Annotated in this window: 14 protein-coding genes; 10 read left to right on the top strand and 4 right to left on the bottom strand. The window is 42.6% G+C overall.

Annotated elements, in window-relative coordinates; genetic code table 11:
• Positions 1–150: 150 nt before the first annotated feature.
• From IGI86_RS14785 to IGI86_RS14760, 6 genes are all read left to right on the top strand, one after another.
• Positions 151–732: a TetR/AcrR family transcriptional regulator gene (locus tag IGI86_RS14785; RefSeq protein ID WP_008379456.1), complete on the top strand. Its 582-nt coding sequence runs from the start codon at positions 151–153 to the stop codon at positions 730–732.
• Positions 733–751: 19 nt separating this feature from the next.
• Entirely contained in the window at positions 752–1,288 is a 537-nt protein-coding gene (locus IGI86_RS14780) for a flavodoxin domain-containing protein (protein WP_008379457.1), read from the top strand.
• A gap of 530 nt (positions 1,289–1,818) precedes the next feature.
• Positions 1,819–2,745, top strand: a complete 927-nt coding sequence (locus IGI86_RS14775) for an ROK family protein (RefSeq protein WP_101699360.1) — start codon at positions 1,819–1,821, stop codon at positions 2,743–2,745.
• A 129-nt stretch (positions 2,746–2,874) separates the two neighbouring features.
• The gene (locus IGI86_RS14770) at positions 2,875–5,142 is read left to right on the top strand and encodes a helix-turn-helix domain-containing protein (RefSeq protein WP_430617506.1); all 2,268 of its coding nucleotides are present in this window, start codon (positions 2,875–2,877) and stop codon (positions 5,140–5,142) included.
• Positions 5,143–5,161: 19 nt separating this feature from the next.
• The gene (locus tag IGI86_RS14765) at positions 5,162–6,463 is read left to right on the top strand and encodes a family 20 glycosylhydrolase (protein ID WP_430617505.1); all 1,302 of its coding nucleotides are present in this window, start codon (positions 5,162–5,164) and stop codon (positions 6,461–6,463) included.
• Between the two features lie 150 nt (positions 6,464–6,613).
• Positions 6,614–7,114, top strand: a complete 501-nt coding sequence (locus IGI86_RS14760) for a GNAT family N-acetyltransferase (protein WP_005233764.1) — start codon at positions 6,614–6,616, stop codon at positions 7,112–7,114.
• Between the two features lie 238 nt (positions 7,115–7,352).
• On the opposite strand, the gene IGI86_RS14755 is transcribed toward IGI86_RS14760, so the two are convergent.
• Genes IGI86_RS14755 through IGI86_RS14740 form a run of 4 tightly spaced genes read right to left on the bottom strand, consistent with a single transcriptional unit; the run spans position 7,353 to position 11,715 of the window.
• Positions 7,353–8,657: an alpha-L-fucosidase gene (locus tag IGI86_RS14755; protein WP_016612908.1), complete on the bottom strand. Its 1,305-nt coding sequence runs from the start codon at positions 8,655–8,657 to the stop codon at positions 7,353–7,355.
• Between the two features lie 25 nt (positions 8,658–8,682).
• The gene (locus IGI86_RS14750) at positions 8,683–9,180 is read right to left on the bottom strand and encodes a hypothetical protein (RefSeq protein ID WP_060791531.1); all 498 of its coding nucleotides are present in this window, start codon (positions 9,178–9,180) and stop codon (positions 8,683–8,685) included.
• 18 nt (positions 9,181–9,198) lie between these two features.
• Positions 9,199–11,070, bottom strand: a complete 1,872-nt coding sequence (locus IGI86_RS14745) for a beta-N-acetylhexosaminidase (RefSeq protein WP_301387851.1) — start codon at positions 11,068–11,070, stop codon at positions 9,199–9,201.
• Between the two features lie 15 nt (positions 11,071–11,085).
• The gene (locus IGI86_RS14740) at positions 11,086–11,715 is read right to left on the bottom strand and encodes a YesL family protein (protein ID WP_005233769.1); all 630 of its coding nucleotides are present in this window, start codon (positions 11,713–11,715) and stop codon (positions 11,086–11,088) included.
• Positions 11,716–12,011: 296 nt separating this feature from the next.
• Here IGI86_RS14740 and IGI86_RS14735 point away from each other — a divergent pair, with 296 nt between their 5' ends.
• From IGI86_RS14735 to IGI86_RS14720, 4 genes are read left to right on the top strand one after another with little or no spacing between them, the layout of a single operon-like run.
• The gene (locus tag IGI86_RS14735) at positions 12,012–13,370 is read left to right on the top strand and encodes an alpha-L-fucosidase (protein WP_005233770.1); all 1,359 of its coding nucleotides are present in this window, start codon (positions 12,012–12,014) and stop codon (positions 13,368–13,370) included.
• Between the two features lie 55 nt (positions 13,371–13,425).
• Positions 13,426–14,379, top strand: a complete 954-nt coding sequence (locus IGI86_RS14730) for an ABC transporter permease (RefSeq protein WP_008379472.1) — start codon at positions 13,426–13,428, stop codon at positions 14,377–14,379.
• A 15-nt stretch (positions 14,380–14,394) separates the two neighbouring features.
• Complete coding sequence (locus IGI86_RS14725) at positions 14,395–15,309, top strand: carbohydrate ABC transporter permease (protein ID WP_008379474.1); 915 nt, start codon at positions 14,395–14,397, stop codon at positions 15,307–15,309.
• A 21-nt stretch (positions 15,310–15,330) separates the two neighbouring features.
• On the top strand, positions 15,331–16,983 hold the full coding sequence (locus tag IGI86_RS14720; protein ID WP_008379477.1) for an extracellular solute-binding protein: 1,653 nt from the start codon (positions 15,331–15,333) through the stop codon (positions 16,981–16,983).
• Positions 16,984–17,062 lie beyond the last annotated feature (79 nt).

Below are 17,062 nucleotides of genomic sequence, written 5' to 3'. Positions count from 1 at the left end.
ATGATTTGGGAGAAACCGACAGCTCTTTATTCAATAGAAAGAGTGAGGGAGTAGTGTCTTGGATCCGATTGACTTCGCAGGAACAAAAGAATATAATCGAGTTATATAAATCGTTTATATAATGTGACTTGTGCTTAAGGAGGGTCTTGGATGCCAAAACAACGAATAACAAAGGAAATGGTGGTTGATGCCGCTTTTGAGATTGCTCGAAAAGGCGGTATGGAGCAAGTGATTGTCAAAAATATTGCGGAAAGGTTAGGCTGTTCAGTCCAGCCCATTTATAGTTATTGCACCAATATGGAAGGACTGCGGACAGAAGTAGAGCAGAGAGCACGGCAATTTTTACAAGAGTTTTTAGAAGCCCATAGTGACTCCCAGGATCTGTTTCGCAGCACCGGACACGCATATTTGCAATTGGCGAAAGAAGAACCCCAAATTTTGAGAATTTTTGTCTTACAAAAAAGAGCGAATGTTTCGTCATTAGAAGAGCTGTATCAGTTGGAGACGAATCCTCAAGTAGCCCAAAGGATTGCCGCCGATTTGAATATTAGCATAGAAACCGCCAAACAGCTGCACTTGCATATGCTCATTTACACGATCGGAATCGGTACGATTTTCGCAGTAACGACACCTGGTATTCCACTAGATGAAATCTATGCACAACAGGAAAAAGCTTACGAGATGTTTTTGAAACAGGCAATAGATGGCGCAAAAAGTAGGTCGCAGTCCTAACTGCAGGGAGGAATTCCTCATGAAAAATGGCATTATTGTTTATCAATCGAAATACGGCGCTGTCAAAAAGTATGTCCACTGGCTTCAAGAAGCAACAGGTTTTCCCTGCCTAGAAACCCCAAAAGCCAAAATAGCTGAAGTAATGGATTATGACACAATTATCTTCTGTGGGGGAATCTATGCTTCGGGTATTGCTGGACTGTCCTTTTTAAAAAAGAATAGCAATCAGCTAAAAGGCAAAGAGATACTCATCTTTTGTGCGGGAGCTTCTGTTCCTGAAAAAGTGGTAGTGAAAAAACTCAGAGAACAGAATCTCACGGGTCCGCTAAAGGACATCCCCTTTTTTTACGGAAGAGGACAATGGCAGGAAAGCAAAATGAACTTTTTCGATCGAACCTTAGTGAAAATGTTAAGAAAAGCGGCCGCTAAAAAAGAGCCACACACCTATGACCCACAGACGAAGGTACTCATGGAAGCCAATGGACAAGATTGCGATTGGACGGATAAAAAATACTTGGTTCCGTTGGTGGATTATTTGGAGCAGGAATTGTATTGAACGAGCACAAGCGCTTTATTGAGGTTTTATGAATCAAATGAGCAATAAGTGACCAGAGTGTAAGAACAGAACAAAATTAGTTTACTGCGAATAGATTTTTTGTTGTGACACCAAGAGTCTGCAACTAAGTTCTTAAAATTGTTTGATCTATTCCTAAAATTCAATGAGTAAGTAGAATGCCGATCACGCATGAGAGGATGTCTTATGCGTGACGGTTTTTTTGTTTATAGCTTATCTTAATAGAAAAAACGGGAGTAGCTGATTCCTTTGTTTATAAAATTCTCAGACATTGTATCTAATAGTTCTATTTTTTAGCTTTGCATGATGAACATTTTTGTGAAGCTGAACGTTAAACCAGGTCTTTCAAGTGCTAAAAAAATAAGCAGAGAAGCTATCTCTGTATGTACAATGTATATTCTTTCTAAATGCAAGATATCTTTCGTTGCGGGCTTTTTTATGGCTTGGACGGATTTGACATATTGTTGCAAGAAATACATATGGTCGCTGAAAACATTGGTTGCGTATACTGAATGCAAGACAAAAGAAAACCTTGTGAGGTCAAGAAAATGTGGATTTTAGCAATTGATATTGGCGGTACTGCTATTAAATGTGGGTTAGTGAATAGTCAAGGGGAACGCAGACAATTGACTCAATTTCCTATGAACAAGGAATATTCCACAGTCACGCAACGTATATGTCGACAGATCGATGCATTCTATGCAGCAGCATTTGATGGCATCGCTATTAGCTCAACGGGACTGGTTGATCCCCGAAGCCAAGAAATCGGGATGACATCACCTTTATATGAAGGATTTGGTAAAAGACTGGTTAAGCATTTGCGCAGTACATACCAATGTCCAGTGGCTGCCGAAAATGATGGCAACTGTGCGTTATTGGCAGAAAAATGGTTGGGTCACGCTCAAAATTGTGCGTCCTTTGCGACAATTGTCCTAGGTACATCCGTTGGCGGTGGCTTGATGATCGATCATCAATTGATTCGCGGCAAACACTTACTAGCAGGAGAGTTTGGTTATCTGCTTTTTCCGACCGAAAGGAAGGATTGGGAACTTTGGAGCATTGCAGGGTCAACCAGAACATTAGTAGAGAAAACAGCAAAACGTATCGGAGACCCAACAATCAATGGCCAGCGTATTGATACACTGGTTCAAGAACAAGATCCGCGATGTCTGCCAGTAGTAGCTGATTTTGTCGATAAACTGGCGGCAGCTTGCTATAGCCTGCAATATATGATTGATCCGGAAATCATCTTGATTGGCGGTGGAATCAGTGCGAGCCGTTTCTTGATCCCACATGTAAACGCACGATTAGCTATGATTGCTGAGCAGATTCCTAGTACTGTTATCGTGCCAAACATTTGTGCCTGTCGTTTCGGCAATGAATCTAATTTATTGGGCGCTTGTTATAACTGGTTAAGAAAATACAAGCCTGATAGCTGACTTGTAAAAAAGCATTGTTTTTTATTAAAATAAAGCGTATTTTATTAGAGTATCATACATTCTTTTCTCCTAAATAAGTACCGATAAATGAAAGCGTTTTTGAGCTTTCGAAATAACAGAGAATAGGTGATGCAAATGGGAAAGTACACGGAACTGAATCGTCAAAAACTATTTAGGGGAATCATTCGTGCCATCAGCTCTTATTTAATCGTATTTTTAGTGCCTTTTTTAGCCGTGTCATGGATTTGGTATGATACCTCTGTCAAAAGTATCAATGAACAGGTGATGCTGACCGCTAGAAACCAATTGATTCAGTTGAAATATTCTTTAGAAAATACGTTTATTCAATTGAATTATCTGACGCAAAAAATGACCAATGATCATGTTGTCTCAATGAAATATTTGCAGCATCCTTACTTGACCAAAGAAGCAAGAGAGGCCATGCAAACATACAAAATCACCAACGACTTAGTCGAAGAAGTCTATTTATATTATAAAGAGTCCCCAGCAACCTTGTATTCAACCGTAGGATCATTCTCTTTTGACACATTTTTGAAAAAAGTACTGCCGAAAAATGAAATGGGCCAGGAACAGTTAGCCGCACAATTGGATTCCTCAGCGCCTACATTGTTGACATTAGAAGGCGCCGGTGAGGAACAGCGCTATTCCCGCTTTTTTTATATCGTTCCCATTCAAAGTGAAGAGATGACTGTCTATGGCTCAGCGATCTATGAAATCAAAGAGAACAATTTGAAGAGAATTCTTGATCTTAGCAATAACGATGGGATCAGTAACACCTATATTATCAATGATGAGTACCAGTTATTAGCCAGTACCACCAATGATGAGTTAGCGCGCTTTTTAAATCATCCCGAACGCATGAAAAAAGGCATTCAAACAGGACGAATGCGGTTTGAACAATCAACGTATTTTGTTCAAGCGATTGCCAATAATGAATTGAATATTTCAGTGGTAGCCGTTGCTAATCCGAATCAAGCGCTGGCTTCAGTCAACCGTGTCCAAGAGCAGTTCGTCCTAGTATTTATTGCCATATTGTTTACGGGGATCACCGCAGTCGTGATGCTTGGTTTACGCAGTTATCGGCCGATTCGCAAAATCGAAAATCTGGTTCAGGAGTTTCATCGGGACCCCAAAATGACCCTTCATTCGATGGATGATGTCCATAATACCTTGGCGGCATTTTTGGTTGAGCACCAAGAACTACATCAGGAAGTCCGCCTGCAAACACCTCATGCCAGAGAGCAAGTGCTGCGCAAATTAATGAGCGGACGTTTTCGGTCCGAGCAAGAACTGGCTTTGCTTTTAGAAGCGGTTCATGTCTGCTTTCCTAAGTCAAATTACTTTGTGATCGCCATCGATACGAAAACTGTGGATTCCAAAGCCAAGCAAGGAGATAAAAAATTTCTGATCGATTATATCGAGGAAATCAAAGAGGCGGATTATACGGCATATGCGACGGAAATTTTATCCAAAGAAATGTTAGCCTTGACCGTAGGGTTTGTTGATGGCAAAGAACAACAAGAAATTGTGGATGCCATTGCGGAAAAAATTACCCATGCGATCTCCCTAACACCCACAATGGGTGTCGGTATGACGGTCGATCAACTAACCGCCATCAATGAATCCTATATCGAAGGGTTGGCAGCACTGGAAAATCAAGGGAGTCAAGGCAAGCAAATCAGCTACTATGCGGAGCTTTCCAAAGAGACCAATCATTTGCCAATCAATTACCCAGACAATCAAAAATTAAAATTGATCCAAGCCTTGAATCAAGGAAATATTGAGATTGCCAGTGAAACGATCCAGCGGTTAATCGAAGAAGGCGAGAGTAAACAGACTTCGCCTCGTGTCCAAAAAATGTATGGCTACTACTTGTTGAATACGATCGCGCAAGTCGGCGGTGAATTGGTGGGGGCAGAAGTACTGCATACCGCTTCTGAAAGTGCTGATTTCAACAGCTTGAATCAATTGCAGTCTGCCTTGTTAACGATTGCCCAGCAGATTTGCACGAAGGTGCAGAAACAGCCGCTGGATGACGAGTCGGAAATGAATGAGAAAATCTTCAGTTTTATCCAAGAAAATTACCATTCCTCACAGCTCTCCTTGGAATCGGTGGCAGAGGAGGTTGGTGTTTCTGTCTCTTATGTCAGCCGTTTTGTAAAAAAAGAAAGCGGCAAAACCTTCTCCAAATATATTCAAGAACTAAGACTGAAAAAAATCAAAGAGGAACTGATTGAAACAGATTTGCCAATCAAAGAAATTATTCGCAACAATGGGTATTATGATGTTTCCAATTATACGAGAAAGTTCCGAAAAATAGTGGGTGTGACACCAGGGCAATACCGTGAAATGAACCAAAAAATGAGAAATTATTGAAAGTATGGGGGAAAATGAGATGAACAAACAAGTTGATTTGACAAAAGTTCAGCAACGAGCAGCCGTCTTTTTTGAGGAAATAGGTTGGCAGTCGGCGAAAGATCCGTTACCGAAAATAGTGATCGATCCGCAGCTGGATGCTGATTTTCGATTTGAAAACCAAACAATCAGTGTGTCCTCGCCAGAACATGCCTTTTACGCGTTAACCAAATATGGCCGAGATCAGGCGACGGGTCAATTAGCACAGAAAAGCTATATAGCAGCGCTTAAAGAACGCTGTCTGATGATCGATATCGGGCGCAAATTTTATTCGCTTGCTGATTTGAAAGCAATCGTCCGCAGCATGGCTTGCTTCCAATTCACGCATCTGCAACTTCATTTTTCGGAAAACGAAGGCTTTCGGATTGAATCCCAGCAATTTCCAGAAATTGTTTCGGAAGAATGTTTGACCAAGCAAGAAATTCGTGAATTGATTGCGTATGCTCAAAACCATGAAATTGCCATTATCCCTGATTTTGATTCTCCTGGTCATTTGCGTCAAGTCCTAGCACAAAAACCTCAATGGCAATTGCCGACAGCAGCTGGCACTCGTGATGATCGAGCACTGAACATTTTGGATTCAGAAGCGGTAGCCTTTATTCAGGAAGTTTATCGAGAATATGCGCAACTGTTTGAAGACAGCACCTATTTTCACATCGGGGCCGATGAGTTTATTGATTTTGACCAGTTAGAAAACTTTCCACAAATGATCGAAGCTGCCCGCGAGCGTTATGGGGAAAAAGCCAGCGGAATCGAAGTCTTTATTGATTATGTCAATGAGCTGGCGGCCTTTGTTGAAAGTCTCGGCTTTGTTGTGCGGGTCTGGAATGATGGTTTTTACCGCTTGAATCGCCAAGAGCAGACAACGTTGACGGAGAATTGTCAAATCTCCTATTGGACCCGTTGGAACCAGAATATGGCGTCGGCGGATGTCTTTTTTGAAAAGGGCTATACCATGGTCAATCACAATGATAATTTTTTCTATTATGTCTTAGGAGAAGCGGCAGGGTATACCTACCCAACTTACGAAAAAATCAGCAATGAATTCCAGTTGACGACGTTTGCCAATGGACAACCAGTTGCACAGGAACAGCTTGCCCAAACACAGGCGATCGCTTTATCCGTCTGGGCGGATGTACCTGAGGCTCAGACTAGTCGTGAAGTGATCCAAGCGATTTTTTGGCTCCAAACGGCCATTAGCCAAAAAGTTTATAATGAGCCAAATCGACCAAAAGAGACATTTCGAAAGCTTTATGATGGGTGGGAAGCGACATTTAGCTGATTGTTAGAGGAATTGGGTGAAAGGGCACATCGCTGACAATCCCTGTTGTTTTCTTTATGATGAATAAGTTTAGCGACAAGTGAAACAAAAGCCAATAGTATTTTGATAAAATGAACGTAACTCCGAGTGAGGGGAGAAATGGAGCAATAAGTGATCATAGACATTCAACCGTTGAAGAAAAAAGATATCCTTGAAATGGATCAAATGTTTTTAAAGCAAGGGTGGCCTTCTCGCCAGCAGCTCTTGATGGAGTATTTAAACGAGCAAGAAGCGGGGGAGAGATACATTTTGCTTGCCAAAATAAACAACAAAACTGCCGGGTATTTGACATTGGTCCCTCTAGCAAAGCACGGACCATTTAAAGGCTTGTACCCAGAAATTGTGGATTTTAATGTTTTTGAATCTTATCAAAAACAAGGGGTAGGCAGTCAGCTTTTAAAAGCAGCCGAAGAAAAGGCACGAGAAATAGCTGCCGTGGTGACATTAGGGGTAGGTTTACACAATGGTTATGGATCGGCCCAGAGACTGTATGTAAAACAAGGCTATATTCCAGATGGATCTGGTGTTTGGTTCAATAATCAGAATTGTGCGATGAATGTGCCTTGTTGTAACAATGACGATCTTGTTCTTTATTTGTCTAAGGAACTTTGACCCTCCCGTGGTAAGTACCTTTAAAAAAGGATTAATCCCGCAGCTTGTTTGCATGTTCTCATCACCTGTTCAACAAGCTAGCTCGCTACTTTCGTATAAGCGAATTTAGGGAGTTTTTGAAAAAATAGCCATAAAAAATGACTAGAAACGATCAGTTTCTAGTCATTTTTTTGTAAAGAAAGTAAGGACAATGTTTTTGTATCAATAAAATATTCATTTAGTACAGTGCAATAGGCGCTTATATTTCTTTTAAAGTGATTTCGACCACTGGTACCAACACATCTGGGGGGCAGACGGGTAAGCTGAGAACAAGGTCCTCTTTGTTGATGATAGCTTCCGTTGACGTGAGAACTTCCTCGGGATCAAATCCTCGATAAAACAACTCGGAGCCATCATGTAAGAAACGGATATGCTTCACGCATCCTGCAAGTCCCGGAAGATGCAAGGATTTGTAGGGGTAGGAGAAGAGGTGCAAGTAAAGTTTATTCCCGTTTTGGGTGTAACGACTGTCAATAGGCGGTTGAAAAGTGCTGGCACCACAGCCGATAATCGCTTGCTGATGATAATGCATCCATGAACCGATGGCTTCTAAATGGCCACGAGTTGGTAAGTTGATTTCTCCACGAGCATTCGGGCCGATATTTAAGAGAAAGTTCCCATCTTTTGCTACTGTGTCAATCAGCATTTTGGTCATCATTTCACTGGATTTCCAGTGCTGAGCATCACGATCATAGCCCCACGTTTCGTACATCGTTTGGCACGCTTCCCATATTAAAGGCAATCCATTCGCTTCTAATGGTTTGTCTGGTTGGAATTGCTCAGGGGTGGTAATCCCTCGGCCCAAATCCAAACGGTCATTCAGTAACATCTCCGGCTGTAGACTTCGGCAAATTTCTTCGATCCGCTTACTATCCCAATCGGCGGCACCCTTGCCTTTTGACCAGCCCCAATCTCGATGGCTATAAGGAAAATCAAACCACATATAATCGATGGTTCCATAATTGGTCAATAGTTCGGTGACTTGACCAGCCAAAAAATCTTGATAACGGCGCATGTCCCGCTGGTCATTGGCTTGACGGGCTTGAATAGTCTCTCGTTGCGGATGCAGGCCGTCGAGCGTGAAATCTGGATGATACCAATCGATCAGCGAATGATACAGTCCGACCTTAATGCCTACCTTGCGAAATGCCGGCAGCAGTTCTGCTAAGAGGTCTCGCTTGAATGGGGTGTTGGTTACTTTGTAGTCGCTGAGCGCGGTGTCCCAAAGGGCAAAGCCTTCATGATGTTTCGTCGTGAAGACCATGTATTGAAAACCGGCCTTCTTTGCGGTTTGAGCCCATTCCTCCGCGTTGAAAAGATCAGGATCAAACTGAGAAAAATAGTTCTCGCGATAGGTGGTGGGTTCAATTTTTTCTGTCGTCATAAACCATTCGTGTCGAGCGCCAATACTGAATAGGCCGAAATGGATGAATAAGCCAAACCGATCATGGAGGAACCAGTTTGGATCAGGGTAGTTGGCAGGCCAATTCTTATACGTTCTCATTAAAAATCACTCCTTTTTCACTCACTTAAAGAAATTCTGTATTCGTCATGACTGTTTCTTGAATTTTCCAGCCATCTGCTTCCTTAACGAAAGTATGGTAAGCCTCTGTGATGTGATCACGGTAGGAAGAATCTTTTGGGCTGATCGTTTTCTGCTGCGCCGCGACCAGCATGGATCCTGTCTCTTGTTTAACGACTTCAAAAGAAAGCAGCGTGTGCTGCAGCTGTTCTTCTGCAAAAAAATCAGCCAATTCTTGGGTCGTCTCTGCTCGCGCCGCTGCCACGAGCGTGGCGGCATAAGCTGTCGCATCTTGGTCAGAGGCTGCTTGTAAATTTTCTTTCAGCACTGCCAAACAAGCCTCCGCCGCTGCTTGATTTGTAATATTACCTGTCATCTCCAGTTTTTCTGAAGGTTGGGCATGAACTGGAGCAGAAGAATCGGTTGTTAGAAAATAGAGAAAGAATAGGCTAACAATAGCTAGCAGACTCACGATGACGGTTCGGCGCAGCAAGGATGTTTTCATAAGTTCTCACTCCTTCTTTTAAACATTAGAAATTTTCCCCGCACTATAGATTCCATGAAATAAATTGCGACCCACAGAAGTGCTGCCGCTGAAAGGGGTTACCATTGGTAAGGACGGTTGAGTCAATTCTTCCAAAGTATCGAGCTCCCCGTCCAAGAAGGCAGTAAGCCGCCAGAGTGTCGTGTCGCAGCGCATCAGCAAGGCGCCGTAGCGCAGATCGATACTCTCAAAACCGAAAGGTCGATTCCAGTCAAACCAGACTTTACGATGGGCTTCATAAAGGGATTGCAAGGCGGATTTATAGACACTGAGCTCATCGACTGCTTGGCGCAATTCCGTGAAGTCCTTGCTTTTATAGGCACTGGTGATTTGGTCGGTAATACAAGCTTTTTGTGCCAAAACATCAGCCAGCTGCTGATAAAAGGCAAACATCGTTTGTGTGTCCCGTGTTGATTTCACAGCTGCCAACTCTTGAGCCAATGTTTGATAGTGGGATGCTAAAGAAAGATCGGTTAAGTTTTCCTGATACAAACCATACAGCAAGTCTTGGTAGAGCAGTAGCTTGCTGGGGTTTTCTCCGTGAGGATTGTTTTCTGGTACACCTGCAGTTTGATCAAAACGATCAAGCAGCAAGAAATCGCTACTAACTGACTCGTGAAAGAGCTGGAATTTTTCATTTAATTTCTCTAACGAAAGGTCGTTTCCAAACTGCGCTTCACTGAAATATTGCAAACCTAATAGCGCAGCAATCAGCGGTGTTTCGGCTCCGTCGTCGCCCCAAAGTGTGGCATAAACTTCCTGAACATCGTTTTCTTTGGCGGCTTGCAAGGCATGACGCATGGTGGCGAAACTCTTGCCATAGTTCGGCGCCAAACCGTTCCAAGTCCAGATACCTCCAGCAAAGGCGATCGGCTGTTTTAATTCCCGATGTTTCGCAAACATTCGCTGATAAGAGGCATGATCATGGTGGTAATAATCCCAGTAAACCATTTTGACAGCAGGAAGGTCAGCAAACAATTCTGTGGGAAAACACACGTCTGGATCGTAATAATCACCAGTAGGTGCACCGATCCTAAAAAACATATCGCTCCACATCATCGGCTTAAAACCCACTTTTTGACAAAGCGCAGCTACCCGCTGCAGATGTTCGGCCATAATCGAGAAACGGTCTTTTAAACCGTGCAATACCAAATATCTTCCTTTCCCCAATTGGTGTGCTTCATCCATGCCAATGTGTAGCTGATCCGTCGAAAAACACGAACGGATCGAACAGATCGCTGCTTCCAAAAAGGTATATGTTTCTTCTTCTCCCACCAGTAAAATATCTTCCGTGTCCCGAATGTTTTTAGCAAATCCCCATTTTAAGGGATTCGTTAAGTGTGCCAATGTTTGAATCGCCGGAATCAAAGTTACACCTATAGCTTGCGCGTAGCTATCAAGCTTCTTTAACTCACCTTGTGTATAACGGCCTCGTAAATGACCAAAATAAGGATACTCTGGAATTTCATAAGTGTCTTCCATATAAAGCGTGAGACGATTAAGCCCCATCTTGCTTGTCAATAGAATAAAGCGTTGCAGTTTTTCAACGGTCATTACTGCATTGCGGGACAGATCGATCATTGGTCCAATTGCTTCAAAATGCGGCTGTTCTTCTAAGACATAGACTGGGCGGTCTTCATGCACCCATAAAGTTAATGCCCGAAATAAATGGGCCTTTTCTTGATAGTAAATGATTGTTGCTAGCGGACCGTGGCAAATTTTCAGAGAACCGGGCCGTTGAATCAGCTGTAATGGATGCCCTTGCGGTGATTCTCGCAACGCTAGTTCCGGTAGTATGTTACTAAAAAAATCATCAAGATTTTCATTACTTTGGATAAAAATGTCTTTCATTACGAACGTCCCTTCTTAAGTTTCTTTTATCAGCAATGATTCTGAACGTTGGATCGCTTGAAAAGAGAACCAACTATTTGGAAAAAGGAAAAAAGGAACAAAGCCGATGACTAATAAAATCGGTAAAAAAGTCAAAATGATTGTAGTTACTAAGATTCCCAAAATCATCGCAATCGTTTGGGGAATACTGATAACCATCAGTATTACTGCTTGCTTAAAATAGTGAAGAAGGGGCAAGTCATAACGCAAATACACTGGCAGCAGATACAAGCTGATCAAAAGGGCACTGATAAACAACAGCAGCAAAAAAAAGTGAATCAAGCTATTTTGGATAAAGGTACTAGAGATGCGCAATTCTAGCCATAAGAAAAGCAGCAAACCCGCTTGCATGGCTCCTAATTGATTGGCGCGACGGAAATTTTTTTTCACGACAGTTCTGAACCAAGGCTTCAAAGCCGCTGGGCGTTCCTTTTTTTGGAAACTGTTGAAAAAAGCTTGGATAATCGTAGCGGTGGCAGGGAAAATGCCTAAAAATATCCCATATCGAAATACCCAATAAAACCAAAGAAACTGCAATTTTAGGCAATGGAGGAGCCATTCACCGACTTGATAGGAAACATGATAAAGACCATTGGATTGTTTCATAAAATCCTCACTTTCTTACGGATTACCATTTTGTATCCGCTTTAATTGTTGTCCTTATCGTACCATTGATCCATGGATAATGGGCATGGATGAAAAAATCACACATCCCATACAGGAAAAACACAGCAAATATATTTGATCCGCTTTATTTCTCCTAACGTTTTTATGGAAGGAAGCTTTCTTCATTACAAATTTTACAAACGCTCTTGCTTGGTTTAACACAGTGAAAAAAGTTACATATTGTTAGATGGACTTTTTTTCGCTTACATTTAGAACAAAGAAAGGAGTGCAAATGCATGACAAAAATTCGCGGTGATATTGAAGAAGCCAAGGAGAGAGAGCAAGCAGCGTGGGTCCCAGAAACAGAAATGCTCAAGCAGCGTCTGGAATGGTTTCAAGACTTGAAATTCGGAGTGATCTTCCATTATGGGCTGTATGCCGAAGCGGGGATCGTTGAATCATGGCAATTATCTGAAAAAGATGAATGGGCTAGAGAAAACCAGCCCTATCGAGAAACTATCGAAGCACTGCGTTTGGATTATTGGCAGTTGATTAATCAATTTGAGCCGAAGAAGCTGGATACCCGTAAATGGGCCAAGATCTGTAAGAAGGCGGGATTTAAGTACTGTTTATTCACAACAAAGCATCATGATGGGTTTTCGATGTTCAACACAATGGAGTCAGAGTTTAAAATCGGCGGGAAATTAAGTCCCTTTAAACGCGACATTTTACAAGAAGTGTTTACGGCGTTTCAAGAAGCAGGGATTGCAACAGGAGCCTACTATTCTAAAGCTGACTGGTATTCTCCTTTTTACTGGTTGGATGATGATACCGTCAAAGGCCGTCATGCCAGCTATGACACCCACCTTCACCCAGAAATCTGGGCGCGCTATGTGTCATTTGTGCATCGTCAGATTGTAGAGATTACTTCCAATTACGGAAAAGTCGATTTTCTTTGGCTAGATGCCGGTTGGTGCGGGCAAGGAAAAGAAGACCTACAAATGGATCGTTTAGCTGAGATTGCACGTGAGAAACAGCCGGAATTGATCATCGTTGATCGAATGATGGGTGGCCGTCATGAAAACTATGTGACACCAGAACGCAAAATTCCTGCATTAGCAGAAATTCCTAAAAAAGTTTGGGAAAGCAATATCCCGATTGGGAATGATTGGGGATATGTGCCAAATGATACCTTCAAGAGCAGCCAAGAACTGCTGGAAACCTTGATTGAGGTAGTCAGCAAAGGGGGAAATTTGATTTTAGGTGTCGGCCCAACACCTGATGGCGAATTTACATTCGAAGAGACCCAACGCTTAGAAGAAATCGGCAATTGGTTGGCGCTATATGGTGAAGGCATCTATGAAACGCGGGCGAACCCAATAGCTTGGCCAAATGAATGGCATTTGACCTATCAAAAAGAGGGCAAGGCTCATTTTGCATTTCGCAGTATCGCTGCAGGCGCTTTCGAACAGATTCCTTTAACAGAGATTGGCGCAACTGAAGAAGACGAGCTAATTGATCTAGCCACTAAAAAAGCGTTACCAGTCTATAAAAACGCTACCGAACCGTACCTCTTATGGTCGGATATCAGTCAGCCGAACGTTGGGGCAGTTGGGATTCGCGTTTCGACACATAGGGAAAAAAATACACATTGATTTGAAAGCGAATACAATTCATGATAAGGCTAACACCAAGCAAGGAGGAGGAAGAATGGAAACAGCGCCAATCAGACAAACCGTTTCAGTACCTAAAACAAAGAAACAAGATATAAAAATGAAGATCAAGAAAAATCGGCAATTGTACTTGTTTGTGTTGCCAGCATTTTTGATTATTTTGATTTTCTCTTATGGACCGATGTATGGAATCATTATTGCATTCAAGGATTATATGCCTTCATTAGGGATTTTGGGAAGTCCTTGGGTTGGATTTAAACATTTTCAACGTTTCTTCGATTCCTATTATTTTTGGGAACTCATCAAAAATACTTTAGGAATCAGTATCTATTCATTGGTTGTCGGTTTTCCGCTGCCGATCATCCTGGCATTGGCTTTGAATGAGATCAAAGACGGCCCGTTTAAAAAGATTACCCAAACAGTCACCTATGCCCCAAACTTTATTGCTGTGGTGGTCATGGTTGGTATGGTCATTGCTTTCTTATCTCCCTCAACAGGGATCATCAATCACCTATTAGAATTTTTGGGTTTCGAGCGGATCAGCTTTATGACCAATCCTCGTTGGTTTAAAACGATTTATGTCCTGTCCGGAGTTTGGCAAGGAACGGGATGGGGGTCTGTGATTTATCTGGCAGCTCTATCTGGAGTCGATACGCAACTGCACGAAGCGGCAACGATCGATGGCGCTTCTCGTCTGCAACGCGTTTGGTATATCAATATTCCAACGATCATGCCCACGATGGTGATCTTATTGATCATGAGCTTCGGCAGCTTGATGTCAGTTGGGTTTGAAAAAATCATCTTGATGCAGAATCCTTTGAACATGCAATCCTCGAATGTGATTGCGACCTTTGTTTACCAGCAAGGGCTGTTAGATGCGCAGTACAGTTTTGCTGCGGCAGTCGGCCTATTTAACTCATTGATCAATTCAGTTTTGTTGATCGTAGTCAATCATATTGCCAAACGTTTAAGCAATTCTAGTCTATTGTAGGAGGGAGGACCAAAAGTGAAAACAACTTCTTTAATAAAAGATACCCGTGCTGATAAAATCTTTTTGATCTTTGTTTATGTGTTTTTAGCAATTTCATTGCTGATCGTTTTATATCCGCTGATCTATATCGTCAGCGCTTCGATCTCAAATCCGCATCTGGTAAACTCAGGTGAAATGTGGCTTTTACCAAAAGGAATCACCTTCGAAGGCTATCGAACATTATTGGGCAACAGCAGTATCTGGCGTGGCTATTTGAACACGATCTACTATACAGTGTTAGGAACATCGATCAATCTCTTGGTAACCTTGCCTTGTGCCTATGCGTTATCGCGAGAAGATTTTTATGGGCGACGGGCCTTCACCAATTTTATGCTGGTTACCATGTTCCTGTCTGGTGGCTTGATTCCCAGCTATTTGCTGATTCGCAGCTTAGGTATGCTGAATACCGTTTGGGCACTGGTGATTCCAGGGGCCGTCTCGGTTTACAATGTGGTTGTCACACGAACGTTTTTTCAATCCACAATTCCGCGAGAGATGGAAGAAGCAGCGATTGTGGATGGTTGTTCCGATTTTCGTCTATTCATGCAGATCGTTTTACCATTATCAACGCCGATCATTGCGGTAATGGCTTTGTTCTATGGCGTCGGACATTGGAACAGCTTCTTTAACGCATTGATCTATCTTTCTGATCGATCGATGTACCCGCTGCAGATGATTTTAAGAGAAATTTTGATTCTTCAAGATATGTCTTCAAATACCGTCAGCAATGTGACTTCAGAAATGGCGAACATGCTATATAGCAAACAGCAACTCGCTCAAGTCATCAAGTACGGTGTCATGATCGTTTCTTCGTTACCGGTAATCATCGTCTATCCGTTCTTACAAAAGTATTTTGTCAAGGGCATGATGGTCGGTTCAATTAAAGGATAAAAAAATCAAAGGAGGAAGAAAATGGGATTAAAAAAGAAACTTTTAGGAATGGCGGGTGTCGCTTTATGCAGTACCCTCGTCTTGGGTGCCTGCGGCAATTCTTCAGATGAGGGAACTGGAGAAAAGAAAGAGGTTGCTATCAATCATGACAGCCAATTTCCAATCATCAAAGAAGGCGAAGAGCTGACCTTGAATATCATGGCACCAGGTGTGGGAATGGCCGAGTGGGAAGACATGCCGACGCTACAGGATTACCAAGAAAAAACCGGTATCAAACTGACTTATACGACACCGCCATCGGCTGACTTTAGTACGAAACTGAACTTAGCCTTTGCTTCCGGCGACTTGCCGGATATCGTTTACGGTGCTGGTTCGCAAGCACTGACTGCTTCGATGGAGATCGATTACGGTTCACAAGGGATTTTACTTCCCTTAGAGGAGTATATCACGCCAGAAATCATGCCAAATCTTTATGCACTGACGCAAGAAGATCCTTCTATTTTAAAATCGATCACCACGCCAGATGGGCACATTTACTCCTTACCAATGATCTCTCGGAATGCGACTTCAATCTGGTGGCAAGGCCCGATGTGGTACAACGGCACGTGGCTAGATAATTTAGGTGTATCAGAACTGCCGAAAACCACAGAGGAACTGCAAGAATTGTTGACGCGTTTCAAAGACGAAGATCCTAACGGAAATGGTCAAGCAGACGAGATTCCATTGACGGATGTCGATATGAACTCGACACGTGTTTGGTTGATGGCCGCCTTTGGCTTACGGACTCGCGGGATTCAAGTGGACGATGATGTGGTCTCCTACACACCGACATCAGAAAACTACAAAGCATTCTTGGAATACATGAATACACTTTACGATGAAGGCTTGCTGGATAAAGAAGTTTATGGACAGTCAGATGAGCAGAAAAAAGCGAAGGGTGAAAACAATCAACTAGGGCTTTTTGCCGACTATTTCAGCTTCTTTACTACTGGTCGCAGTGAGGCAGAGGCGATGAACGATCCGATGTTCCAACCGTTGACCTCTGAATGGGCACCAGAAGCCAAGATTCCTGGCAGTCCACGAATCTCTCGGGGAACTTTTGCATTGACCAATGTCAATCCTTCCCCAGAAGCTTCCATGCGTTGGGTGGATTACTTCTATTCGGAAGAAGGCACAAAATATATTGAACAAGGGCCAGAAGGTGTTCTTTGGGAGTACCAAGAAAATGCGGATGGCGAAAAAGTCCGGGTTTATGTGGATGGCATTGATACAGACAACACGGAAGACGAACGCGGCAAAATCACGCCGGCATATGGATTGACTACACCAAACATTGTCATTGATACAACAGGTGAATACCATATCCGCAAAACGGCTGATGAAGAACCAGATACTCGTTTTAGTGATTGGGTTGCACAAGAAACGGCAGAAAAGATGGAAGACATCGCTGAAGTACCATTCCCGCTACTGTATTTAACGATTGAAGAAAATGACAAAGTAGCAGCCACTGCCACTGATTTGACAACTTATGTAGAACAAATGGAAGCGAAGTTTATCACAGGTGTCGAGCCATTAGACAAGTGGGACGATTATGTGAAAACGATCGAAGCAATGGGCATTGACGAATATGTCGAAGTCTATCAAACGGCCTATGACCGCTGGAAAGCAAACTAATATCATACGATAAGAGAAACGGGTCGAGACAATCAATCTCCACCCGTTTTTTTTCAAAAAATAGATAGAGGAGTCAAAA

Origin of the sequence: Enterococcus sp. AZ188 (assembly GCF_050544075.1) — a bacterium.
GTDB lineage: Bacteria > Bacillota > Bacilli > Lactobacillales > Enterococcaceae > Enterococcus_D > Enterococcus_D entomosocium.
The sequence above is the reverse complement of the archived record's forward strand: the minus strand, read 5'-3'. Positions and strand labels throughout refer to the sequence as shown.